The sequence below is a fragment of the Ruegeria sp. K11 genome (genome assembly GCF_056531905.1).
The window spans coordinates 232401-255720 of sequence record NZ_JBQFMP010000001.1 but is presented as its reverse complement, the minus strand read 5'-3'; the positions used below and the strand labels follow the sequence as shown (position 1 = coordinate 255720).

The following is a 23320-nucleotide window of genomic DNA, read 5'->3' as shown; positions in this document are numbered from 1 at the left end:
GCCATGCACGTCGTCTTCCGCGAAAGCCACGGGTTAGAAGAGACCGAGACCCCGACCGATCTGGGCCAGAGCCCGGCGGATCTGGTGGTGCTGTCATTCTCTGACAGCGACCTCGGCGCTTTCGCGGCAGGCTGGCATCGTGGAGGCGGTCCCGATGGGCGCATGCCGACCCTTCGGCTGGCCAATCTGACGGCGCTGAAACACCCCCTGTCCGTTGACACCTATGTCGAACGGACGCTGGAGGGTGCCAAGGGCATCCTGATCCGCCTGATCGGAGGGGTGCCTTATTGGGCCTACGGGTTGCAGCAGGTTCTGGCGCTGGCGCAGGCCAAAGGGATTGCTCTGGCCGTCCTGCCTGCCGATGGGCGTGAAGATACGCGGCTGGATGAGTATTCCACCCTGCCCGTCTCGACCCTGAGGCGACTGGCGCATCTCTGCGACACGGGTGGAGAGGTTGCGGCGCAGGCCGCCTTGGCGCAAATGGCGCTGGCGGCGGGCCTTTATGCCGGGCCGGTAATGGGGGCGAAAACCATCCCCGAATGCGGCGCATGGTGCCCGGATCGCGGCGTGATCCCGGTGGACACAGCGTTTTCAAGCAATGCCAAACGCATCCTCGTAACGTTCTACCGCGCCTATCTGACCTCAGCCGACACCGCCCCGGTCGCTGCCCTGATCCGCAGCCTGCACGCGCGCGGGTTCGACGCGGTCGGCCTGTTCGCCCCGTCGCTGAAAGCCCCCGCAGCCGCCGACTGGCTGCGCGAGACCATAACGGCGCTGGCCCCGTCTGCGATCATCAATGCCACGTCATTCTCGGGCAAAGGTGCGTCGGGCACCTCACCGCTGGATGCAGCCGAAGTGCCCGTGTTTCAGGTCGCGCTGGCCACCTCGCGCCGCAAGGCCTGGGCCGAGGCGGAACGCGGCCTCTCCCCCGCCGACCTCGCCATGCATGTGGTGCTGCCCGAGGTAGACGGTCGGATTTCAGCAGGCATCGCCTCTTTCAAGGAACCCGGTAAGCGCGACCCGCATCTGGAATATTCGCGCTTTGCCCACCGGGCCGAGCCCGAACGGATCGAAGCCATCCTCGACCGCGTCACCGGCTGGCTGAACCTGCAAGACAAACCCAAGGCCGATCAGGTGCCCGCGCTGGTGCTGTCGACCTATCCCGGCAAGGATTGGCAGATGGCCCATGCCGTGGGTCTCGACGCGCTGGCTTCGGCCGAGGCAATGCTGTCCGACTTGCAAGCCGAAGGCTACAGCACTGCACCGGCCGAGCCGATTGCCGAAACCCTGCTGAACGCGCGGATTTCATGGCCTCTTGCAGACTACCACAGGGCCGTGGCAGACCTGCCCCAGCAACTGCGCAACGATCTGCACGCTGTCTGGGGCAAACCCGAAGACGACCCCGCCTGCACCGATGGAGCCTTCCACTTCACCGCTCTGCGCCGTGGCAAAGCTCTGATCGCGCTGCAACCGGAACGCGGCTCGCCCGAGCTACGCGATGACGATTACCACGACCTGTCTCGCACCCCGCGCCACAGCTATGTCGCCTTCTATCTGTGGCTGCGAAAGGGCCTGGGTGCAGATGCGCTGATCCACATCGGCGCCCACGGCACACTGGAATGGCTGCCGGGTAAGTCGGTCGCCCTGTCCGCTGATTGCTGGCCCGAGGCGCTGATCCGCGATCTGCCGGTGATCTACCCCTTCATCGTCAACGACCCCGGCGAAGCCGCGCAGGCCAAACGCCGGATCGGAGCCGTCACACTGGGCCATATCCCCCCCGCGTTGAAAGAAAGCGGCACACCCGACCGGATGGTGCGTCTGGAATCGCTGCTGGACGAGTTCTCGAATGCAGATGGGCTCGACCCCAAGCGCCGCGACCGCTTGCAGGAAGACATCAGGGACGAGGCGCAGGCCATTGGGCTGGAAAATGATCTGGGGCTGGATCAGGCCACCTGCACCGCCGAGGCCATCACCCGCATCGACCGCTTTGTCTGTGACATCAAGGAAAGCCAGTTCGGCGACGGGCTGCATATTTTTGGCCGCGTGCCCGAGGTCACTGGCAATTTCGACCCCGCGCCGTCGGCCCGTGCCGAAAGGCAGGGTCTGATCGACGCGCTGGCCGGAAAACGGATCGAGGCTGGTCCATCTGGCTCTCCTTATCGCGGGCGTTCGGATGTGCTGCCGACAGGGCGACACCTCTACACCACCGACCCGCGTTCTGTACCCACACGCGCGGCCTATACCCAAGGTGTGAAACTGGCCGAGGAACTGGTGCGGCGGCATTTGCAGGAGGAAGGCGACTATCCCAAAGGTCTGATCGTCGATCTCTGGGGCTCGGCCACCATGCGCACCGCAGGGGAAGAGTTTGCCATGGCGCTGCACCTGCTGGGCGTGAAACCGGTCTGGGACAAGGGGTCCGAGCGGGTCTCGGGTATCGAGGTACTGCCGATCACCGACCTAAGTCGCCCGCGTCTGGACGTGACTCTGCGGGTCTCGGGCCTGTTCCGCGACGTATTCCCGACGCTTTCGGCACTTTTCGGTCAAGCTATTCGCGCGCTGTCGGCGCGGGATGAAGCCCCCGACTGGAACCCTTATGCCGGTCAGGAACCGGCGGCTCGCGTCTACGGCCCGGCCCCCGGCAGCTATGGCCTGAACATGACCCACCTGTCTGAAACCTACACCGACGAGGCCCGCGCGCAGGCTGGAGAAGCATGGCTCGACGCCAGTTCCTTCGCACTGGAAGGCGAGCATATCGCGCAGGACAAAGACGGCATTACCCAGCGCGTTGCCGATGCCGACAGCTTCGTCCACCTGCAGGACCTGACCGAGACCGATCTGTTGCTGGCCAATGACTATGCCACGCATGAGGCCGGGTTTGCGGCGGCCAAGAAGATCACCGGCGGCAGCGCACAGCTTTACCATCTGGACAACACCAACCCCGATACGCCCCGCGCGCGCACCTTGCCCGAGGAAATCAGCCGCGTGGTCCACGCCCGCGCCGCAAACCCCGGCTGGATCGCCGGGATGCAACGCCACGGGTTCCGAGGGGCCGCGGAGATCGCGGCGACGCTGGACCACATGGCATCGTTTGCGCACCTGTCCGGCACCGTCGCGCCGCATCTGTTCGACCTCTATCATGATGCCACGCTGGGCGATGCCGAGGTTGACGCGTTCCTGCAAGAGGCCAATCCGCAAGCGCATCAGGCCATGCAGGATCGGTTCCGCGCCCTGCTGGACGCCGGTCTTTGGAACACCCGCCGGAATTCGATCCGCGCGGGTCTCGAGGGGCTGGGATGAGCGCGCCCGCCTCGAAGCCAGTCGTTCAGGGCTGGTGCCCCGGCGCGCATCGCCCGATGATGTCGGGCGACGGCTTGGTGGTGCGGGTGCGCCCCCGGCTGGCACGTCTGGACGCCGCGCAGGCCTTGGGTTTATGCGCGCTGGCCGATCGGTTCGGCAATGGCACCATCGACCTGACCAACCGCGCAAACCTGCAGCTGCGCGGGGTGGCCGAGGCAGATCATCAGCCACTGCTGGCCGAACTGGCCGCGCTGGATTTGCTGGACGCCGAACCCGGCATTGAGGTGCGGCGCAACATTCTGGTCTCGCCGCTTTATTGCGCGGGCGACCTGACAGCCCGGCTGACCCAGCAGTTGATCGACCGGTTGGGCGAGTTGCCCCCCCTGCCCGCCAAGTTCGGCTTTGCCATCGATACCGGCCCCGCGCGTCTGCTGGCCGGGGACTCGGCGGATATCCGGCTGGAGACCGGTGCAAATGGCCTGATCCTGCGCGCCGATGGCTGCGAGACCGGGCGTGCCGTGACCGAGGGCGAGGCCATCGACCAACTGATCGCGCTGGCCGAGTGGTTCGCCAAGACCTACACCCCCGAGACCCGCCGCATGGCGCGTGTGATCGCCAGCCATGGCTTGCCAGAGGAATGGCAAGGCACCGCGCCTGTTCCCGCCGGAGCGCCGCTACAACCCGGCCCCAGTGTCCAAGGGACGCTCTATGGCGCGGCTTTCGGGCAATTGCCTGCGCAGGACCTCTCGGAACTAATCGTGGATAGCGGCGCTACTGCTCTGCGGGTCACCCCGTGGCGGCTGATCCTGCTGGAAGGCGGGGCGGCGATACCCGCCCCGGCCTTTGTCACGGAAGGCACCGACCCGCTTATGACCACCGACGCCTGCCCCGGCGCACCGTTCTGCCCGCAGGCGCATATGGCGACCCGCGACATCGCTCGTGTGCTGGCCCCGCGCGTTTCCGGCACCCTGCACGTCTCGGGCTGTGCCAAAGGATGCGCTCGGATGGGGCCTGCCGATATCACTCTGGTGGGCCGAAACGGACGATTTGATCTTGTCAAACAGGGCCGCGCAGGGGATGAGCCCTGCCAGACCGGCCTGACCGAAGAAACACTCATGACCATGGACTTCACCTGATGCCCTATACTTACAAAACCGATGGCGCGGCGATCTATAAGGAAAGCTTTGCCACCATCCGGTCCGAGGCCGATCTGGCCCGCTTTGACGCGGACGAGGAACAGGTCGCTGTCCGCATGATCCACGCCGCTGGCATGGTCGGGCTGGAAGAGTTCGTGCATTTCTCGCCCGGTTTTGTGCACGCGGCCCGTGCCGCGCTGGAAGGTGGCGCGCCGATCCTGTGCGATGCGCGCATGGTCAGCGAGGGTGTCACCCGCTTTCGCCTGCCCGCAGACAATGAGGTGATCTGCACCCTGCATGACGACCGCGTGCGCCCCTTGGCCGCTGAGATGAGCAACACGCGCTCCGCCGCCGCGCTAGAGCTGTGGCGCCCGCATCTGCAGGGGGCCGTGGTGGCAATCGGCAACGCGCCCACCGCCCTGTTCCACCTGCTGAACATGCTGGAAGACCCCGACTGCCCGCGCCCCGCCGCCATCATCGGCTGCCCCGTGGGCTTCGTTGGCGCAGTCGAATCCAAGGATACCTTGTGGGAGGCACAGCCGGTCCCGTCCTGTATCGTCAAAGGCCGTCTGGGCGGCAGCGCCATCACCGTGGCCGCCGTCAACGCCATCGCGAGCCGCGCGGAATGAGCGCGGGCAAGATATACGGATTGGGCCTCGGCCCCGGTGACCCGGATCTGATGAGCGTCCGGGCCAACCGCCTGCTGCGCAACGCGCGGCATGTGGCGTTCTTCCGCAAACCCGGCCGCAGCGGTCAGGCGCGTAAGATCGTCAATGGCATGATCCCCGGCGACGCGGTCGAGTTCGCAATGGAATATCCGGTCACCACCGAAATCCCCCTGAGCGATCCACGCTATAACGAGCTGCTCTCGGCCTTCTATCAGGACTGCGCCGCGCATCTGAAGGCGCTGTCTGAACAGGGTGAGGACGTCGTGGTTCTGTGTGAGGGAGATCCGTTCTTCTACGGCTCTTTCATGCATCTTTACAGCCGCTTGCGCGACGAAACTAACGTCGAGGTCGTGCCCGCAATCACCGGCATGTCCGGCGCATGGACCGCCACTGGCGATCCGATCACATGGGGCGACGATGTGCTGACGGTGCTGGTTGGCACCCTGCCCGAGGACACTCTGGCCGAGCGGATGGCGCAAACCGACGCGTTGGTTGTGATGAAAATCGGGCGCAATATCGACAAGGTGAAACGGGCGCTGAAAACCGCAGGGCTGTATGATCGCGCGTGGATCGTGGAATTCGCCCAAATGCCCAACCAGACGGTGACCAAACTATCCGAGGCCTGCGACAAGGTTACCCCCTATTTCTCGATCATCATCGTCCACGGTCAGGGACGGCGACCATGAGCGGCTGGGTCAAGATCGCAGGGCTTGGGCCGGGCGATGAGGCGCTTGTGACGCCCGAAGTCACGGCGGCGCTGGCTGAGGCCACAGATGTGGTCGGCTACATCCCCTATGTCGCCCGCGTGGCCGAGCGTGACGGGCTGACGCTCCATGCCAGTGACAACCGGGTTGAGATTGACCGTTCTGAACACGCGTTGCAGATGGCGGCTGAGGGCAAGCGGGTGGTTGTCGTTTCCTCGGGTGATCCGGGCGTGTTTGCGATGGCGGCGGCAGTGTTCGAGGCGCTGGAGAACGGCCCCACCGAATGGCGTGATCTTCAGATCGACGTTCTGCCGGGCATCACCGCGATGCTGGCGGCATCCGCCCGTGTTGGCGCTCCGATGGGGCATGATTTCTGCGCGATCAACCTCAGCGATAACCTAAAGCCATGGTCGCTGATTGAAAAACGGCTGCGGCTGGCGGCGCAAGCAGATTTCTCGATGGCCTTCTACAACCCTCGCTCGAAGTCCCGCCCAGAAGGGTTTGTCAAGACGCTGGAAATCCTGCGTGAGGAATGTGAGCCCGAACGGTTGATCCTGTTCGCCCGCGCGGTCTCGCGCCCGGAAGAGGCGATCCGGATTTCAACGCTGGCCGAGGCAACACCCGAGATGGCGGACATGCAGACGGTGGTCATCGTCGGGTCATCCCTGACCCGTGTGATCGAGCGCGACGGTCCCCCGATCGTCTACACCCCGAGGTTCACTCCGGAATGAGCGAGCCAGTCCAGAACCTGCGCCACGCTTTCCAGTTCGGTCCGCTGCGGCAAGGCCGGTCGGTCGATCATCAGCACCGGCACCCCCAGCGTCCGCGCGGCGTCCAGCTTGGCCCGCGCGCCGGTGCCACCCGCATTCTTGGAGACGACCAGTTGCGTGCCGTGCCGTTGCATCAAAGCGCGGTCGTCGGCTTCGGTGAAGGGGCCTCGGGCCACGACGACCTCGGCATTCGGCTGGGGCAATGCGTCGGGCTCGTCCACCAGCCGCAGCAGGTAATGATGCTGGGGCTGGGCGGCGAAGTCCTCAAGATGCATGCGCCCCACGGCGAGGAACACCCGCTGCGGGGCGCACGACAGTGCCTCGACGGCTGCAGCGACATCCGGCACGTACCGCCATACGTCGCCGGGTTGCGCGGCCCACGCCGCCCGCGTCAAGGCAGCCAGCGGGGTCTGCATTTCTCGGCAGGCCTCAATCGCATTTCGGCTCATCTGCGCCGCAAAGGGATGGGTCGCATCGACCACGTGTGTGATCCCATGATCTCGGATGTAGCGGGCCAGACCGTCCGGCCCTCCGAACCCTCCCACCCGGGTCGGCAATGGCTGCGGTCGGGGGTTCTCCACCCGCCCGGCATAAGAATAGATCGCCGTAACCCCGTGTTCAGCGATGGCGTTGGCCAGGGCGTTGGCCTCGGTCGTACCGCCAAGGATCAGGAGGTTTGGCATGTCTGACGCTCCGTGGCTGACCGTTCTGGGTTTGGGCGAAGATGGGCTTGATGGCCTGTCGCCTGCCAGCCGTCAAGTGCTGGACCGGGCCGAGGTCGTGATGGGTCCGCCCCGCCACTTGTCGCTGGTGCCCGAAAACAAGGCCGAGCGGATAGCATGGCCGGTGCCCTTCTCGGACGGTTTGCCGCTGTTACAACAGCAGCGTGGTCGGGCGACTGTAGTCCTGGCCTCGGGCGATCCGTTCTGGTTTGGTGCGGGATCCGTCATTGCAAGGAATTTCGAGGCGGGGGAATGGACTGCTTTGCCCGGTCAGTCGACATTCTCGCTAGCCGCTGCGCGCTTGGGCTGGCCACTGGAAAGCACGCAAACCTTCGGGTTGCACGCAGCCCCCCTGACCCGCCTGCGCCCGCATCTGTCATCCGGCCTGCGCGCCATCATTCTGCTGCGCAACGGCGCGGCGGTGGCCGAACTGGCCTCTTACCTGACCGAAACAGGCTTTGCCGACACAAAGTTGCATGTGATGGAGGCCCTCGGCGGCCCCCGCGAACGCGCCCGCTCTGTCTCGCTGACCGAGGCGCTGCTGGGTACGTACGATCACCCGGTCTGCGTCGCGCTTGAGGTGGCGGGCGAGGGCCGCGCGCTGCCCAAAGCGTCCGGCAAGCCGGATGAGATATTTGAAACCGACGGTCAGATCACCAAACGCCCGATCCGGGCGTTGACCCTGTCGGCGCTTGCTCCGCAACGGGGTGAGCATCTGTGGGATATCGGCGGCGGCACCGGCTCGATCAGCATCGAATGGCTGATGTGTGATCCGACGCTGACGGCCACGACCATTGAACCGCGCGAAGACCGCGCCGAGCGTATTCGACGCAATGCCGACGCTCTGGGACAAGACCGCCTGAACGTCGTGCACGGCACTGCCCCGGATGCGTTATCGGGTCTGCCCTTGCCGGATGTCGTGTTCATCGGAGGTGGGCTCAGCACCGACCTGCTCGTATGGCTGCGCGATGCCCTGCCCGCCGGAACACGGTTGGTCGCGAATGCGGTGACTCTGGAAAGCGAGGCCTTGCTGGCCAGCTGGCACGAAGAACTGGGCGGAGACCTATTGCGCATCGAACTGGCGCAGTCCGCGCCTCTGGGGCCGCGCCGGGGCTGGAAGTCGGCCTATCCGGTCGTGCAGTGGAGCGTGGCGCTATGATCGTTGCCGGGGTCGGATTTTCCTCAGCCGCGACAGCGGACAGCCTGCGCGCCGCATACCGCGCCGCATCGACCGGGCATGAGGTCGAGGCGCTGGCAACCGTGGCGGACAAAGAAGGGCACCCCGCCCTTGTCGCCTTCGTCGAAGACCTGCGGGTGCCAGTGCATTTCGTTGCCGCATCCGATCTGGCAGGGCAGCGAACCCTCACGTGCTCGAACCGCAGCCGGGCGACCTATGGCACCGGCAGCGTGGCCGAAGCATCGGCATTGGCCACCGCCGGGATTGGCGCGCGGCTGCTCGCCCCACGACAGATATCACACGACCGGCTGGCCACCTGCGCCATCGCCATCGGAGGACAATCATGACCGTTCATTTCATCGGCGCCGGACCGGGCGCTGCCGACCTGCTGACCCTGCGCGGGCGCGATATCATCGCATCCTGCCCCGTGTGTCTATACGCGGGGTCGCTGGTGCCCGAGGAGATTCTGAGCCATTGCCCCGAGGACGCAAAGATCATCAACACCGCGCCGATGGATCTGGATCAGATCATGGCCGAAATTGAGACCGCGCATAAGGCCGGTCAGGATGTGGCCCGCCTGCACTCGGGCGACCTGTCCGTCTGGTCGGCGATGGGCGAACAAATCCGTCGGCTGAAAGAGATGGGCATCCCGGTCAGCGTGACCCCCGGTGTTCCGTCCTTTGCCGCTGCCGCAGCGGCCTTGGGCACCGAACTGACCTTGCCGGGGCTGGCGCAATCGGTGGTGCTGACCCGCACACCGGGGCGCGCATCCTCGATGCCCGAAGGTGAGACGCTCGAGAACTTTGCCTGCACTGGCGCAACGCTGGCCATTCACCTGTCGATTGGCAATCTGGACAAGGTCATTGCCGATCTGGTTCCGGCTTACGGGGCCGACTGCCCGGTTGCCGTGGTCTATCGCGCCAGTTGGCCAGATGAACGGATCATCCGCGCAACGCTGGCGACGCTGAAGGATGCTCTGGACGACAGCATTTCGCGCACGGCGTTGATTATGGTCGGCCCGGCGCTGGCAGGCGAAGGGTTCGACGAAAGCTGCTTGTATTCCAAGGATTACGACCGGCGCTATCGCCCGCAAAGCGCCGATAGCCCTTGGTCAAGCTGGAGCCATGGTGATGACTAACCCCCCCGGCCTTTTGATTTCGGCCCCCTCTTCAGGGACCGGCAAGACCACCGTGATGCTGGGCCTTCTGCGCGCGCTGGCCGAGGATGGGTTGACCGTCCAACCTTTCAAGAGTGGGCCGGACTACATCGACCCGGCCTTTCACCGCGCTGCGGCGGGGCGGGCGTCGTTCAATCTGGACAGTTGGGCGATGGGCGATCCATTGCTGAACGCGATTTCCGAGCAGGCGGATGGCGCAGACATCGTGGTCGCCGAAGGTTCAATGGGGCTGTTTGATGGGGTGGCCAAGCAGGGCGAGATAGGTCATGGCTCCAGCGCCGAAACCGCGCTGAGGATGGGCTGGCCGGTGGTTCTGGTGCTGGATGTGGGCGGTCAGGCGCAATCGGCGGCCGCCACCGCGCTGGGGTTCAGGATGTACAATCCCGACCTGCCCTTTGCCGGCGTGATCCTGAACCGCTGTGCCAGCCCCCGGCATGAGCGGCTGACGCGGCTGGGCATGGAGCGCGCGGGCCTGCCGGTTCTGGGCGTGCTGCCCCGGCGCGGAGACCTGACCCTGCCCGAACGCCATCTTGGCCTGATTCAGGCGGTTGAGCACCCCGATCTGGAAAGCGCCATTGTCGGCTACGCCGCCTTCTTGCGTGAGCATGTGGATTTGGAGGCGATCAAGCGGGCGGCCTCCTCAGGCCCGAATGGGCCATCGTCAGCCGCGCTGCCGCGTCCTCCGGCGCAACGAATCGCGCTGGCCCGTGATGCGGCGTTTTCGTTCACCTATCCGCATTTGCTGGAAGGTTGGCGTACGGCAGGGGCGGAGATTCTGCCGTTCTCGCCACTGGCTGATGAAGCCCCGGCGGAAGATGCCGATCTGGTCTGGTTACCGGGCGGTTATCCTGAATTACATGCCGGGACGCTAGCCGCCTCGGGAACGTTTTTAGCGGGACTGCGTAAACATGCAGAGATCAAACCTGTGCATGGCGAATGTGGCGGCTACATGGCACTGGGGCAAGCCCTGATCGATAAGGATGGTGTTCAGCACCAGATGGCGGGGCTGCTCGGCTTGGTGACCTCGTACCAGAAGCGCAAGTTCAATCTGGGTTATCGCCGGGCGGAACTGCTGACGAAAATGCCCGGGTTTGCCGAAGGGGCAGCTTTGCGCGGGCATGAATTCCATTATTCATCGATCATCGAGCAACCCGATGCTCCGCTCGCACGTGTTTTTGACGCCGAAGGCGCCGAAGGGCCGCAGACCGGATCGGTGCGTGGTCAGGTGACCGGCACGTTCTTCCACCTGATCGCAGAGGCCTCAGCATGAGCGGGTTTGTCTCATTCATCGGCTCCGGTCCCGGCGACCCGGAACTGCTGACACTGAAAGCCGTGGACAGAATGCAGAAGGCCGATGCGGTGCTGTTCGACGACCTCAGCAGCGGGCCGATCCTGACCCATGCGCGCGACGATGCCGATCTGGTGGGCGTTGGCAAACGGGCCGGACGCCCTTCGCCCAAACAGGATCATGTCAGCCGGTTGCTGGTCGAATATGCTCAGACCGGTCAGCGTGTCGTGCGGCTGAAATCCGGCGATGGCGGCATGTTCGGACGGCTTGAAGAAGAGCTGGTCGCGCTGCGGGCTGCCGGAATCGAGTATGAGATCATTCCGGGCATCCCCTCGGCCATCGCAGCGGCCGCTGCGGCGGGGATCCCGCTGACCCGGCGCCTCACGGCGCGGCGGGTACAGTTTGTCACCGGGCACGACATCAGCGGCAAGCTGCCCACCGACCTGAACCTGCCTGCGCTGGCAGACCCAGGGGCGACCACGGTGGTGTTCATGGGCAAACGCACCTTCCCCTTGCTGGTCGAGGCGCTGCACGCCCATGGCTTGCCCCTGGATACGCCAGCGCTGATGGCCGAATCCGTATCGACACCGGATCAGACGCTGCATCGTTCCACCATCGGGACCCTGTCGAAAGAGCTGCAATCCGAGATCGGAACCGCCCCAGCCCTGATCCTTTATGGTCCATTGGCAGAGTTCGACGATGTTTGACCTGACGCTGATTGGTATCGGCACCGGCAATCCCGATCACATAACCTTGCAGGGCGTGCAGGCGATCCGCGCGGCTGACCTGATCCTGATCCCGCGCAAGGGCGAAAACAAGGCTGATCTGGCAGGCCTGCGTGAACAGATCATCTCGCAGGTCACCGACACCTCGCCCGAGATCGCCTATTTCGACATCCCCAAGCGACGCGCGGATGATGGTTATCTGCGCGGTGTGGATGACTGGCATGACGCCATCGCACTGCGCTGGCGCGAGGCGATTGATGCGCATCCCGACGCACGCCATGTCGCACTGCTGATCTGGGGGGACCCCTCGCTTTATGACAGTTCCCTGCGCATCGCCGCCAGGCTTGACCCGCAACCTCAAACCCAGGTGATTCCGGGCATCACCGCGCTGCAGGCGCTGACGGCAGCTCATGCCATCCCGATCAACGATCTGGGCGCTCCGTATGTCGTCACAACCGGACGACGCATCCGCGACGAAGGCTGGCCCGATGCGGCCTCGACCGTGGCGGTCATGCTGGATGGCGAATGTTCATTCCAGAGCCTTGAGATGGCGGATTATGACATCTGGTGGGGCGCTTATGTGGGCATGAAAGAGGAAATCCTGATCAAAGGCCCTCTCGCCGACATGGCGCGGAAAATTGTCGAGACTCGGGCCCAAGCACGGGCTGATCACGGCTGGATCATGGACATCTATCTGCTGCGCAAACGGACAAGCGCAGGCTAAACACCAAAATCCCTATACCTCCCACGAGATTGTGAGCCCGGTTTCATCGCTTTTCTGTCATCACTCAGCTGACCGTCACAGGAGGGCCAACAGATGAAAGCACTTTCGATCGCACTTGCCTTGCTGGCCCTGCCCGCCTCGGCACAACAGCCACTGTCAGGCTGGGCCTCCTATCCGACCGACAAGTCTTATGACCAACTGGTCGCGGACACGCGGGCTGCAGTCAAGGCGAACGGCCTGATCGTGGTCACGCAGGCCGGCCCGACCAAAGCCGCCGCGTCGCGTGGCATCACCATTCCTGGCAACCGGGTGATCGGCGCTTTCAATAACGATTACGCAGTTCGGGTGCTGGAAACCTCGGTGAACGCGATGATCGAGGCTCCAATCCGCTTTTACGTGACCGAAAATGACGATGGCACGGCCACTTTGTCCTACAAGACTCCAAGCTTCGTCTTTGCGCCCTATGTCCATGAAGGCGGGGAACCCCTGCGGGATATAGCGGAAGAACTGGACGGCAAATTTCAATCCATCGCTGAAACGGCAGTCAAATAGTCACACTGGCGTGATCCGCCTTGCGTCCGGGACGGTCCTCCGCAATCTGCTGTGAAACACTTTCTCGGAGCATAACTGATGCAGGACCTCTCGCCGCGCGCTGCGGATCTTCTGGCCCAACGCCTGTACGAGGCCGGGTGTCGCCACGCCTTTGGTATGCCCGGGGGCGAGGTCCTGACATTGGTCGACGCGCTGGAGCAGGCCGGGATCACCTTTCACCTGACCAAACATGAAAACGCTGCCGGTTTCATGGCCGAGGCTGTGCATCACCGCGATGGCGCGCCCGCGATACTGGTGGCCACGCTTGGCCCCGGTGCGATGAACGGGATCAACGTGGTGGCCAACGCGTTGCAGGACCGGGTGCCGATGATCGTGCTGACCGGCTGCGTGGATGCGGATGAGGCACTGACCTATACGCATCAGGTCATGGATCATGCACAGGTCTTTCGTTCGATCACCAAGGGGACGTTTACGCTGACCGCCAAGGGTGCGGATATCGTGGCGGATAAGGCGGTTACACTGGCCAATCAGCCGCGCCCCGGCCCGGTGCATATCGACGTGCCGATCTCGGTTGCCGACACGCGTGTGTCCGGTGTGAAACCACGCCGCCGCGCCAAGATTGCCGCCGTCGCACCCGAAGGAAACTGTGTCGAAAAGGCCCGCCGCTGGGTCTCCGAAGCAGAACGTCCCATCGCGATTGTCGGTTTGGATGTCTTGTATGACGAGTCGCGAAACGTGGTGCAGGCGTTTCTGGAACATTTCAATATTCCCTTTGTGACCACCTACAAAGCCAAAGGCGTTGTATCTGAGGATCATCCGCTATGTCTTGGCGGCGCCGGGCTTTCTCCGCTGGCTGACAAACATCTGGTGCCACTGGTCGAGCAATCTGATCTGGTTTTGTGTCTGGGATATGACCCGATCGAGATGCGCCCCGGCTGGCGCGAAATCTGGGACCCCGACGAAAAGCGGGTCATCGATATCTCGGCTGTGCCCAATGACCACTATATGCATCAGGCGGGCTTGAATCTGGTGGCGCATACCGGGGCCACGCTTGAGGCCATCGCCAAAGGCAACCCTGCCCGCACAACATGGCCCGGTGGTGAACCTGCACGGGTCAAAGCCGCACTCGCCCGGGCGTTCCCGACCGATGAGGGCTGGGGCCCCGCCGCCGTGATCGCAGAAACCCGCGCCGTGCTGCCATCCGACACGCTGGCCACAGCCGACAGCGGCGCGCACCGCATTTTGCTGAGCCAGATGTGGGCGTGTACAGAAGAACGCGGGCTGATCCAGTCCTCGGCGCTGTGTACCATGGGTTGCGCCGTGCCAATGGCCATCGGTTTGAAACTGGCCGAGCCGAACCGCCCGGTGATCAGCTTTTCAGGCGATGCCGGTTTCCTGATGGTCGCGGGCGAGCTTTCGACCGCCGCCGAGATGGGCGGCAACCCGATCTTTCTGGTCTTTGTCGATGCCAGCCTTGCCCTGATCGAGCTGAAACAGCGCCAGCGCCAGATGGGCAACACAGGTGTGGATTTCGACCGCCACGACTTTGCCGCGATGGGCCGCGCCTTTGGTGGGAACGGCCACACCGTGCGCAACCGTGACGAGTTGCGTGCCGCGTTGAAAGCTGCTGTATCTGCAGATAATTTCACCGTCATTGCCGCTGAAATCGACCGTGGAGGTTATGATGGCCGGATCTGAGGGGCCGCTGAAGGGCGTCAAGGTACTCGACCTGTCGCGGATTCTTGCCGGGCCGACCTGCACGCAGTTGCTGGGGGATCTGGGCGCCAGCGTCATCAAGATCGAAAACCCGGCGACGGGCGGCGACGATACCCGGCAATGGGGACCGCCCTACGTGACGGATGCTGATGGGAACCCGTCGGACCTCAGTGCTTATTTCATGTCGGCCAACCGTAACAAGAAATCGGTGGCCATCGATATCACCACGGCCGAAGGTCAGGCCGAAATCCGGCGGCTGGCCGGGCACGCCGATATTCTGATCGAGAATTTCAAACCCGGTGGCCTGGCCAAATACGGGTTGGATTACGAATCCCTGTCGCAAGCGTATCCCGGCCTCGTCTATTGTTCGATCTCGGGCTACGGGCAAGACGGGCCAAACGCGTCAAAACCGGGTTATGACCTTATGGCGCAGGGCTATGGCGGCATCATGTCCCTGACCGGCGACCCTGACGGTGCACCGATGAAAGTGGGCGTGGGCATCGCGGATGTCATGTGCGGCATGTATGCAAGCGTCGGCATTCTGGCCGCGCTGCGTCACCGGGACCAGACCGGAGAAGGCCAGCAGATCGATCTGGCGCTGGTTGATGCGCAGGTTGCGTGGCTGATAAATGAGGGCGTGAATTACCTGACCTCGGGCCATGTCCCGCAGCGCCGGGGCAATGGCCATCCCAACATTGTCCCATATGATGTCTATGAAACAGCGGACGGTCACGTGATCCTTGCGGTCGGCAACGACAGCCAGTTCTCCCGTTTTTGCGACTTTATCGGGCGTCCGGACCTGGCCGAAGACGCCCGGTTTGCAACCAACCCGGCTCGGCTGGAAAACCGCGACGCTCTGAATGCAGTTTTGCGTCCGGCGGTAAAGGCTTACGATACGTCCAGCGTCATTTCCGAACTGGAATCCCGCAAAGTCCCAGTAGGTCCGGTTCAAACCGTTGATCAGGTCTTTGCGACCGATCAGGTTGCCGCGCGCCAGATGCAGATCGCAATGCAGGCCGCACCGGCCGAAGTTCAGCTGATCGGGAATCCTCTCAAACTGTCGCGCACACCGGTAACATATCGCACCGCACCACCCGTCTTTGGGGCCGACACCAAGGCCGTTCTAAGCGCCGAAAACCCGTTTGAAGATTGAAACACTCTGCCTAATTCGGCGGCATGTTGCTGAAACATGCCGTTGAATCGGCGGTTTTTTTCACGTTTTGCACACACATGCTTTCACCAATTCGAGAGCAAGGTCGATACTGATACGACCCCGCTAGAGTCTCTGATAAGTCGAATATTGTAAAAAACCGCAAGTGGAATGGACCTCGAGCATGAAACAAGACGTTTTTGGACAGATGAACACCATCAGCCAAACGACGAGTGTCGAGGCGTGGAACGGTGTTCTGCTCGGGTTCATGGCGCATGCAGCGGTCACGCCTCAACATCTGGGAAAGGTGCTGGAGCTTGAGCCCGACTTTGCGTTGGGTCATGCGGTCAAAGGCCTGTTCATGGTACTTCTGGGCCGTCGCGAGATGATCTATGTGGCCGTCGACTCCCTCGCCGCTGCCAACGCTGCGATGGAGCGTCAGCCGATTTCGGCGCGCGAGCGGCTGTATGTCGATGCGCTGTCTTTGTGGCTGGCCGGTCAACAGAGCCAGGCGGTTCAGAAATTCGAAGCAATCCTGCGCGATCATCCTCAGGATTCGCTTGCGATGAAGCTTAGCCATGCCACCCGGTTCGTACTGGGGGACGCGCAAGGCATGCGCCGCTCGATCGAGCGCGTGATGCCCGCCTATGCGCCCGATCATGCCGGGCGCGGGTATTTGCTGGGATGCCACGCGTTTGCGCTTGAGGAAACCGGCGCTTACGAGAAGGCCGAAATTGCAGGCCGTCAGGCGCTGTGGATGGCTTCGGACGATGCCTGGGGTCTTCACGCCGTAGCGCATGTGCATGACATGACCGGCAACGCCGCGCAGGGTCTGGACTGGCTGTCGGGCCGGGAACAGGCCTGGGCGCATTGCAACAACTTCCGCTATCATGTCTGGTGGCACAAGGCCCTGATGCATCTGGATCTGGGTCAGGTCGATCAGGTGATGGAGCTGTATGATCACCAGATACGGCAGGACAAGACCGACGATTACCGCGACATCTCGAACGCGACCTCGTTGTTGTCACGGCTTGAACTGGAAGGCGTGAATGTGGGTGACCGCTGGGAAGAGCTGGCGGACCTCAGTGCCGCCCGGACCGAGGATGGATGCCTGATCTTTGCCGACCTGCACTATCTGCTGGCCCTGACCGGCGATAACCGCCCCGATGCCACCGCCCGAATGCTGGGTCGTATCCACAAGGATGCGCAACAGTCCAAGGACGACACTGCCCGCCGCATGGCCGATCCGGGTCTGGCTGCGGCCCGGGGGCTTGAGGCCTTCGGCGACGGCCAGTATGACACTGCCTTCACCCACCTGTCCGCTGCTCGCGGATCGATGCAACTGGCCGGTGGCAGCCACGCCCAGCGCGATGTTTTTGAGCGCATCACCATCGATTCCGGTCTGCGTGCAGGGCGTCTGCATGATGTCGAACGCATCCTGGACGACCGCCGTGCCAAGCGCGCGGGTGGTGAGGACAACTATGCCCTGGCGCGCCGCGAACTGATAGCCGCGGCCCGCGACAGCGGAGGCGCGCAAAGCGTCCCCGCCGAATAACAAAAAGACTAAGAAGGACAGAACTCGTATGGCGACTGCATCGCCCGCTTCTGATTTTGCACCGGTGGCGGCCTCGGCGGCCACCCCTGCCCGCACGCGCGACCCTCGTCTGGATTTTTATCGAGGCATCGCGATGTTCATCATCCTGATTGCCCACATTCCGAACGACCCATGGGCCAAGTGGATACCGGCACGGTTCGGTTTCTCGGACGCGACCGAGATTTTTGTGTTCTGCTCGGGCATGGCCTCGGCCATTGCGTTTGGCGGCGCGTTTGCCCGCAGGGGGTGGTTGCTGGGAACTGCGCGTGTGGCCTTCCGCATCTGGCAGGTCTATTGGGCGCATATCTGCTTGTTCTTCTTTGTGGCCATGTCGATGGCCGCGCTGGACCAGACGGGATTGTTTGAGAAAACCTATATCTCGTCCCTGAACCTGCAGCACTTTTTCAATGACCCTGCCCCGCAGATCGTTGGCCTGTTCACCCTGACCTATGTGCCGAACTATTTTGACATCCTGCCGATGTATCTGGTGGTTCTGGCGATGATGCCCCTTTTCATGGGCTTGCATCGCATAGGCTTCTGGGCGGTGGCTGCGGCGTCGGTCACAATCTGGCTGATCGCGCAGTTCGACTACCTTGATCTTCCGGCCGAGCCCTGGTCGGAACGGCAATGGTTCTTCAACCCCTTTGGCTGGCAGTTATTGTTCTTCACGGGCTTCGCCTTCATGCGGGGCTGGATTCCGGCACCGCCAGTGTCGAAAACCCTGATTTGGGCCGCAGCGCTGTTTCTAATCCTGTCGATGCCCTTCGGGTCCTGGAAAGTGTTCACCTGGATCAACGCGGGATTTCCGGATCTCGCCGATGAAATCCGCAAGGTCTGGCCCGTCACCAAGGAGTTCCGCAACAAATCCGACTTTGGCCTGTTCCGCTATATTCACTTCCTGTCGCTGGCTTATCTGGGCTGGGTTGTGGCAGGCGAACATGGCCACCGCCTGATCGCCACCGGCCATGGCGCGGCAGCGCGGGTCTGGCAGTTCCTGCTGACAGTGATCACCAAAGTGGGTCAGCAATCACTGGCGGTGTTCGTATTTTCCATGGCAGCAGCACGGCTTATCGGTGTTGGACTGGATCTGAGTGGGCGGGATGTTGCCAGTGTTTTCATCGCCAACATGATTGGCTTTGCCATGATCATCGGCGTGGCCTATCTGGCCGCGTGGTTCAAGTCTCATCCCTGGAAATCGAAGAAATGAATTTTACACGACGCGCATTTCTGGCATCCACCTCGGCCCTTGCCTTTGCTCCGGCCACGTTCGCCGTCGGCGGCGAGGTCCCCTTTGACCGCAACGATGTGATTGCGCTGGCCCGCGACATGGCCAGCCGACCCTATGCCGAACGCGAGATGGTGCCGCAGGAATGGCAGGACCTGACGTATCAGCAGTACCGCTCGATCCGGTTCCGGCTTGATCGCGCGCTGTGGTACGAGACCGAGACACCCTTCAACGTCGATTTCTTCACTCCCGGCCTGTATTTCCCGCGCACAGTCAAAGTCTCGACGGTCGAGGACGGGATGACCACGCCCGTCAGTTTTGACTTGTCCATGTTCGACAAGTCCGAGGACGTGCCTCAACTGCCCATCGACGATACGCTGGGCTTTTCCGGCCTGCGCCTGCGCACTGAAATGCACCGTCCCGGCAAGACCGATGAATTCTGCGTCTGGCAGGGGGCCAGCTATTTCCGCGCCATTGGACTACACGAGGTTTACGGGCTGTCCGCGCGCGGTCTGGCGCTGAAAACCGGCGACCCGGATGGTGAGGAATTCCCCGAATTCATCCGCTTCTGGCTGGAACGCCCCAAACCGGGTCAGCGCGACATGGTCGTCCACGCCCTGATGGACAGCCCCAGCGTGACCGGAGCGTATCGGTTCAATGTCACAGCGGGTGCGGATTGCATCATGGATGTCGAGGCCACGTTGTTCCCCCGCGAAGAATTGCCTCATGTGGGCATCGCGCCCGGCACCTCGATGTTCCTGTTCGACCAGACCAACCACAGCCGGTTCGACGATTTCCGCCCCGCCGTGCATGACAGCGACGGGCTTCTCATCCGCAACGGGGCCGGAGAAGTGCTTTGGCGTCCACTGGCCAACCCGACCCGGCTGCAGATTTCCTCGTTTGTCGATCTGAACCCGCGCGGGTTCGGCCTGATGCAGCGGAAACGGGAATTTTCGGACTATGCCGATCTTGAGGCGAACTATCACAAGCGCCCCGGCCTGTGGGTCGAACCCAATGGCGATTGGGGCAAAGGCACCGTCACGCTGGTGGAAATTCCGGCAGATCAGGAAATCTATGACAATATCGTCGCGTATTGGCGCCCCGCGGACCCCTATGCGGCGGGCAGTCAGGTCGATCTGTCTTACCGTCTGATCTGGGGCGAAGAACCGCAACGCACGCCGATGCCGCGCGTGATAAACACCGCGATGGGCGAAAACACCTTTGGTGAGGGCCGACTGGCCGTCATCGACTTTGAAGACAGCGACCTGTTCGACGACCTCGAAGCGCTGACCATCTTTGTCGACTCGCCCCATGCCGAAACCTCGGATGGTGTGCTGCAACGCAACCCCGATACCGGCGGTATGCGTCTGGCTTTTTCCTTCCAACCCGGCGACCGCAACCATGTCGAACTGCGCGCGCAGTTGCTGAAGGACAGACAGCCTGCATCCGAAGTCTGGCTTTACCGTTGGACCACATGAGCCGCGATTTGCATATCATGCCGCCCGAGGCCCCTCTGGCCATGCCCGCGCAAAACTTCAGTGCCGGTTTTCGCGATGCACAGGTCCCGCAGGGCAAGCGCGCCTCAGCCGGATTCTGGCGCACGCTGGCGTTTTCGCCCGCGATGGTGGCCACGCTGGGGTTGCTTTGGGTTATGTCAGATTGGTTCGGGGCCGAAGGGATCAATCTTGTCGAAGGCATCCTGCTGGCGCTGATCTCGTTCAACTTCTTCTGGATATCCTTCACGGTCTGCACCGTGTTGCTGGGCATGGCGTCCCTGTCCCGTCAGGAACCGCCCAAACGTCAGGGCCGCGCGCAGCCTCTGCGGGTTGCCCTGCTGATGCCGGTCTACAACGAGGTGCCATGGAACGTTCTGGGCAATGCGCGCACCATGCTGGAGGACCTGCAAAGGCGCGGCGGTCAGCATCACTATGCCATGTTCATCCTGTCCGATACGCGCGATCCTGAGATCGCCGCGCAGGAACAGGCCAGTATCGAGGCTTTGCGCACCACACTCGCGCCGGGGCTGGAGCTGTACTACCGCAGGCGCGAAGAAAACACCGACCGCAAGGTTGGCAATATCGCCGATTGGGTCAGCCGGTGGGGGGCCGATTGGGACGCGATGCTGGTGCTGGATGCCGACAGCTTGATGACGGGTCGTGCCATCACCCGCCTGACCGACGCCCTGGCACGTGATCCCGGTGCCGGGCTGATCCAAAGCTACCCGCAACTGATCGGCGCGCAATCGGTCTTTGCCCGAATGCAGCAATTCGCCAATGGTGTCTATGGCATCGCCTTCGCCGAAGGTCTGGCCCGCTGGTGCGGGCAAGAGGGCAACTATTGGGGTCATAACGCCATCATTCGCACCCAGGCTTTTGCCTCAAGCGCCGGGCTTCCCAAGCTGCGTTCGTTCAGCGGTCAGGAAAAGCTGATCATGAGCCATGATTTCGTCGAGGCCGGCCTGCTGCGCCGCGCCGGTTGGGGCGTGCGCTTTCTGCCGCGCATCCGCGGGTCTTACGAGGAAACACCGCCCACGCTGATCGACCACGCCCTGCGGGACCGGCGCTGGTGTCAGGGCAACCTGCAACATCTCAAGCTGCTGGGCTCGACCGGGTTCCGGGCCGTGTCGCGTTTTCACATGTTCCACGGTGCGGTCGGCTATCTGATGTCCCCACTGTGGTTTGCATTGCTGGTGATGTGGGCGCTGATCGGTCAGGGTGAGGACGCCTCGGTCCTGTATTATTTCAGCCCCGATAACCCGTTGTTCCCACAATGGCCCGAGATGTCAGAGACCCGGCACGTTCTGATCATTCTTGTAATGTATGCGATGCTGCTGGCCCCCAAGGTGCTGGGTGTTCTGGCCCTGCCGCTGAGCGGGGTGCGTTATGCCGAGTTTGGCGGCGGTGGCAAGTTCCTGACCTCATTCCTGGCCGAGGTCCTGCTGTCGATCCTTTATGCCCCGATCCTGATGGTCCAGCAGATGATCGCCGTGTTCCGCACCGCGTTTGGCGTGCAAAACGGCTGGTCTCCGCAGGCACGCGATGGCGGCAGCTATAGTCTGCGCACGTTGGTTCTGTGTCACATTCTGGAAACCGTCAGTGGCATTGCGCTGAGCGTTGGTATTCTGTCGGGGCTGGTATCAATCTGGTTGGCGCCCATTGCCGTCAGCCTGGCGCTGGCGATCCCGCTTTCGGCGCTCAGCGGTGTCTCCTCCGGGCCTGCGCGGCGTATGGTGGGCATGAAAGAGGACGTGCGTGAACCCGCCATCACCCGGTCCGCCCGTCGTCATCGGGATGAATTGAAACGCCTGATCGAGGGCAAAGGCGTGATGACCCCGGCCGAGTGACCTAACCGCCCGGTAGGCCCTCATACCAATCCACCATCATGTCCGACCAGCCTTTGGGGACCGTGTGACCGCCCGGGAACAGCGCAAATTCCAGCGCGCCGCCCTCTGCACATCCGGCCCAGTGCCGGCGCATGAACTGGCCGGTGGTGGAAAAGCCACTGGGTTTGGTGTCGGCGCATTCATTGGCGACGCGCCAGATTTCCAGCCCTGCAAAGATATCACCCTGATGGAAACGTCCGCCACCAAGGATACGTCCTTCCAGCGGAACGACGTTATCCGTCCAGCCATGCGTGTGGAACATCCGCACCGGCCCTTCGCAGCTTTGCGGGTCCGGACGCCAGAACCCGCCTGATACAGGCACATAGGCCGAAAAGGTTTCAGGGGCCGCACAGGCGAGGTAATAAACCATGAACGCGCCTGCCGAAAACCCGCCCAGCACAACCCGGTCAGGATCGATGCCAAACCGGTCCGACGCATCCTGCACAGCTTCGGTCAAAAAGGCGGTCTCATCCCGCCCTTCCCAGCCCGGAAAGAAGTTCCAGCTTTGACGGCCATTGCGCTCGGACCCTTCGGGGGCCATCACCGCATAGCCACGCGCCAGCAACGGTGCGACCATGCGACGATTCTTCAAAGTTCCGGTCGCAGTACCGCCATACCCGTGCAGAAACACGACCAGAGGCGGATTGTCGGCGTCGGGCAATTCAATGTGGTAGCCCCCCGACGCGGTTTCGCACATCCCCTCCTGGTCGGCGCAGGCAGCCAGACCCACTTGACCGGTCACGGCGAAGGCCGCTGCCAGAGACACAGCCCGGATCATTGCGAGGCCTCATCATAATCGCGCACCGGCAAACCGGAACGAACCCAGCCCGGCCCCGCCGCCGATCCCAACATCCCTTCGGGCACGTCGATGATATTGGTGAACCCGGCCTGCGTCAGACGATTGCTCATCCGGGCCGACCGCACGCCGCGTGCGCAGATCAGCGCAACCGGTGCGCCGTGATTGCCGTCGACAAGATCAGACAGAACCTCTTCGAAGTCATCGCGCCGCATGTCCAGCGGATAGGCCCCTTCCCCCACTCCGGACGCGCGCCACTCGCGCGGGGTACGGATGTCGATCAGCAGGATGTCACCCGAGGCCGCTGCATCATGGGCATCCTGCACTCTGAGCTGACCACCGGCATAGGCTGGCGGAATCAAACGGTATTCGCGGATTGCAAAGCCGCCGGCGACGGCTGCGGCCCCGCCCAGCACGATCCACCGGCGTGTTCGATTAATCCTGTTTGGCAAACCGCGTCCTCCTGTCGTCTCGCCGCATTTCTAGCACAGCCAAGCGATGGTTTGTGCCTCAAAAA

At 63.0% G+C, this 23320-nt stretch carries 21 protein-coding genes; 18 read left to right on the top strand and 3 right to left on the bottom strand.

Annotation, left to right across the window (positions count from 1 at the left end):
• Positions 1-3: 3 nt before the first annotated feature.
• From cobN to cobJ, 5 genes are read left to right on the top strand one after another with little or no spacing between them, the layout of a single operon-like run.
• Positions 4-3297, top strand: coding sequence for a cobaltochelatase subunit CobN (gene cobN, locus ACR0K4_RS01265; RefSeq protein WP_480515577.1), 3294 nt, complete (start codon positions 4-6; stop codon positions 3295-3297).
• A complete protein-coding gene (cobG, locus tag ACR0K4_RS01260; protein WP_480852518.1) occupies positions 3294-4433 on the top strand; it encodes a precorrin-3B synthase in 1140 nt (379 codons plus the stop codon). The genes cobN and cobG overlap by 4 nt, the downstream gene beginning before the upstream one ends.
• On the top strand, positions 4433-5062 hold the full coding sequence (locus ACR0K4_RS01255) for a precorrin-8X methylmutase (protein WP_480852517.1): 630 nt from the start codon (positions 4433-4435) through the stop codon (positions 5060-5062). Before cobG ends, ACR0K4_RS01255 begins: the two co-directional genes overlap by 1 nt.
• Positions 5059-5787 carry a precorrin-2 C(20)-methyltransferase gene (locus ACR0K4_RS01250; RefSeq protein WP_480515583.1) on the top strand — a complete coding sequence of 243 codons (729 nt, stop codon included), beginning with the start codon at positions 5059-5061 and terminating at the stop codon, positions 5785-5787. The genes ACR0K4_RS01255 and ACR0K4_RS01250 overlap by 4 nt, the downstream gene beginning before the upstream one ends.
• Positions 5784-6536 carry a precorrin-3B C(17)-methyltransferase gene (gene cobJ / locus ACR0K4_RS01245; RefSeq protein ID WP_480515585.1) on the top strand — a complete coding sequence of 251 codons (753 nt, stop codon included), beginning with the start codon at positions 5784-5786 and terminating at the stop codon, positions 6534-6536. The genes ACR0K4_RS01250 and cobJ overlap by 4 nt, the downstream gene beginning before the upstream one ends.
• On the opposite strand, the gene ACR0K4_RS01240 is transcribed toward cobJ, so the two are convergent.
• Positions 6509-7258: a cobalt-precorrin-6A reductase gene (locus tag ACR0K4_RS01240; RefSeq protein WP_480852516.1), complete on the bottom strand. Its 750-nt coding sequence runs from the start codon at positions 7256-7258 to the stop codon at positions 6509-6511. The two genes, cobJ and ACR0K4_RS01240, sit on opposite strands and share 28 nt — an antisense overlap.
• Here ACR0K4_RS01240 and cbiE point away from each other — a divergent pair.
• From cbiE to mdoH, 13 genes are all read left to right on the top strand, one after another.
• Complete coding sequence (gene cbiE / locus ACR0K4_RS01235; RefSeq protein WP_480852515.1) at positions 7257-8456, top strand: precorrin-6y C5,15-methyltransferase (decarboxylating) subunit CbiE; 1200 nt, start codon at positions 7257-7259, stop codon at positions 8454-8456. The genes ACR0K4_RS01240 and cbiE overlap by 2 nt on opposite strands.
• Positions 8453-8821, top strand: a complete 369-nt coding sequence (locus tag ACR0K4_RS01230) for a cobalamin biosynthesis protein (RefSeq protein ID WP_480852514.1) — start codon at positions 8453-8455, stop codon at positions 8819-8821. The genes cbiE and ACR0K4_RS01230 overlap by 4 nt, the downstream gene beginning before the upstream one ends.
• Positions 8818-9612 carry a precorrin-4 C(11)-methyltransferase gene (gene cobM, locus ACR0K4_RS01225; protein ID WP_480852513.1) on the top strand — a complete coding sequence of 265 codons (795 nt, stop codon included), beginning with the start codon at positions 8818-8820 and terminating at the stop codon, positions 9610-9612. Before ACR0K4_RS01230 ends, cobM begins: the two co-directional genes overlap by 4 nt.
• Complete coding sequence (locus ACR0K4_RS01220; RefSeq protein WP_480852512.1) at positions 9599-10921, top strand: cobyrinic acid a,c-diamide synthase CobB; 1323 nt, start codon at positions 9599-9601, stop codon at positions 10919-10921. The genes cobM and ACR0K4_RS01220 overlap by 14 nt, the downstream gene beginning before the upstream one ends.
• A complete protein-coding gene (gene cobA / locus ACR0K4_RS01215) occupies positions 10918-11646 on the top strand; it encodes a uroporphyrinogen-III C-methyltransferase (RefSeq protein WP_480852511.1) in 729 nt (242 codons plus the stop codon). The genes ACR0K4_RS01220 and cobA overlap by 4 nt, the downstream gene beginning before the upstream one ends.
• The gene (cobF, locus tag ACR0K4_RS01210; RefSeq protein ID WP_480852510.1) at positions 11639-12388 is read left to right on the top strand and encodes a precorrin-6A synthase (deacetylating); all 750 of its coding nucleotides are present in this window, start codon (positions 11639-11641) and stop codon (positions 12386-12388) included. The genes cobA and cobF overlap by 8 nt, the downstream gene beginning before the upstream one ends.
• A 93-nt stretch (positions 12389-12481) precedes the next feature.
• Positions 12482-12940, top strand: coding sequence for a DUF302 domain-containing protein (locus tag ACR0K4_RS01205; protein ID WP_480852509.1), 459 nt, complete (start codon positions 12482-12484; stop codon positions 12938-12940).
• Positions 12941-13018: 78 nt separating this feature from the next.
• A complete protein-coding gene (locus ACR0K4_RS01200; protein ID WP_480852508.1) occupies positions 13019-14638 on the top strand; it encodes a thiamine pyrophosphate-binding protein in 1620 nt (539 codons plus the stop codon).
• Positions 14625-15809: a CaiB/BaiF CoA transferase family protein gene (locus ACR0K4_RS01195; RefSeq protein WP_480852507.1), complete on the top strand. Its 1185-nt coding sequence runs from the start codon at positions 14625-14627 to the stop codon at positions 15807-15809. The genes ACR0K4_RS01200 and ACR0K4_RS01195 overlap by 14 nt, the downstream gene beginning before the upstream one ends.
• A gap of 181 nt (positions 15810-15990) precedes the next feature.
• Positions 15991-17361: a tetratricopeptide repeat protein gene (locus tag ACR0K4_RS01190; protein ID WP_480852506.1), complete on the top strand. Its 1371-nt coding sequence runs from the start codon at positions 15991-15993 to the stop codon at positions 17359-17361.
• A gap of 28 nt (positions 17362-17389) precedes the next feature.
• Positions 17390-18607, top strand: coding sequence for an OpgC family protein (locus ACR0K4_RS01185; protein ID WP_480515607.1), 1218 nt, complete (start codon positions 17390-17392; stop codon positions 18605-18607).
• Positions 18604-20103 (top strand): OpgD/OpgG family glucan biosynthesis protein, encoded by a 1500-nt coding sequence (locus tag ACR0K4_RS01180; RefSeq protein ID WP_480852505.1) that lies wholly within the window; start codon positions 18604-18606, stop codon positions 20101-20103. The genes ACR0K4_RS01185 and ACR0K4_RS01180 overlap by 4 nt, the downstream gene beginning before the upstream one ends.
• On the top strand, positions 20100-21968 hold the full coding sequence (mdoH, locus tag ACR0K4_RS01175) for a glucans biosynthesis glucosyltransferase MdoH (RefSeq protein WP_480852504.1): 1869 nt from the start codon (positions 20100-20102) through the stop codon (positions 21966-21968). Before ACR0K4_RS01180 ends, mdoH begins: the two co-directional genes overlap by 4 nt.
• Position 21969: 1 nt before the next feature.
• Here the strand turns inward: mdoH and ACR0K4_RS01170 are convergent, their stop codons facing one another.
• Positions 21970-22785 carry a CE1 family esterase gene (locus ACR0K4_RS01170; RefSeq protein ID WP_480852503.1) on the bottom strand — a complete coding sequence of 272 codons (816 nt, stop codon included), beginning with the start codon at positions 22783-22785 and terminating at the stop codon, positions 21970-21972.
• Positions 22782-23255, bottom strand: coding sequence for a rhodanese-like domain-containing protein (locus ACR0K4_RS01165; RefSeq protein ID WP_480852502.1), 474 nt, complete (start codon positions 23253-23255; stop codon positions 22782-22784). The genes ACR0K4_RS01170 and ACR0K4_RS01165 overlap by 4 nt, the downstream gene beginning before the upstream one ends.
• Positions 23256-23320 lie beyond the last annotated feature (65 nt).